The 756-nt window shown below is 34.5% G+C and carries 1 protein-coding gene; it reads left to right on the top strand.

All coding sequences use genetic code 11. The features are described 5' to 3' along the window. The first annotated feature begins 63 nt into the window (after nt 1-63). Nucleotides 64-600: a TOPRIM nucleotidyl transferase/hydrolase domain-containing protein gene (locus tag FC07_RS13490; protein ID WP_057905615.1), complete on the top strand. Its 537-nt coding sequence runs from the start codon at nt 64-66 to the stop codon at nt 598-600. The last annotated feature ends 156 nt before the right edge of the window (nt 601-756 follow it).

The following is a 756-nucleotide window of genomic DNA, read 5'->3' as shown; positions in this document are numbered from 1 at the left end:
AAAATACTGATTTAATAGGATTTATCGTGTGGCTAATTTGTTCTTGCAATTTGGGATCCAAATATGGATTTATATAAGTTACTTTTTTCGACGAATGTGATGTTAGTTGAAGGTATTTCTGAGGAATTGTTGATTAAGTCGTATTTAAGAGAGTACAGTAATTATCTAAATAATATTGAGGTGCTTTCATTCCATAAAGGTTATAATAAAATAATTGATTTGTGGATGAAAATCAATTCCCATGGCAAACGAAAAATTGCCGTGGTCCGTGATTATGATAATCAGCCAAATGCTAAAGAGCAAACCGAATCTAGAAGTATTCCTGGTAAAGTTTTTGTAGGAACTACGGAAGGATATACGCTTGAGGATGATATTGTTAACGGCAATATCGATTTGTTGCGCTCATACTTTATCGATCATCTGAACTGGGACATAGAACTGTCGGCAACAGCAAGCGAGATTGCTAATGTCTGGAAATCTAAAAAAGGTGAGACAATGGCAATGATTGCGTGTGAGTTTGGCACAGAACAATTTCATAATTTTTCGTTGCCCAATCATATTAATAATGCAATAAAGTTCTTGAAAGGTGAACCAATTTGAAGTGGATGTAAGCTGATTCCTGAGACAACTTTTAAGAGAGGGTATAATGAATAAATCATCTCTCAAAAGGAAGGAATTTTTACATGCCAACTCATTACGACAAAGAATTCAAACAAAACATTATCAACCTATATAAGCAAGGCGAATCAGCTGCCC

The sequence above is a fragment of the Loigolactobacillus bifermentans DSM 20003 genome (genome assembly GCF_001434575.1).
Classification (GTDB): domain Bacteria; phylum Bacillota; class Bacilli; order Lactobacillales; family Lactobacillaceae; genus Loigolactobacillus; species Loigolactobacillus bifermentans.
Note: the sequence above shows the minus strand (reverse complement) of the source record. Positions and strands in the feature narration are given on the sequence as shown.

Excerpts from the sequence above, each read along its gene's own strand:
- FC07_RS13490 (WP_057905615.1), top strand. The coding sequence starts at position 64 with ATGGATTTATATAAGTTACTTTTTTCGACGAATGTGATGTTAGTTGAA.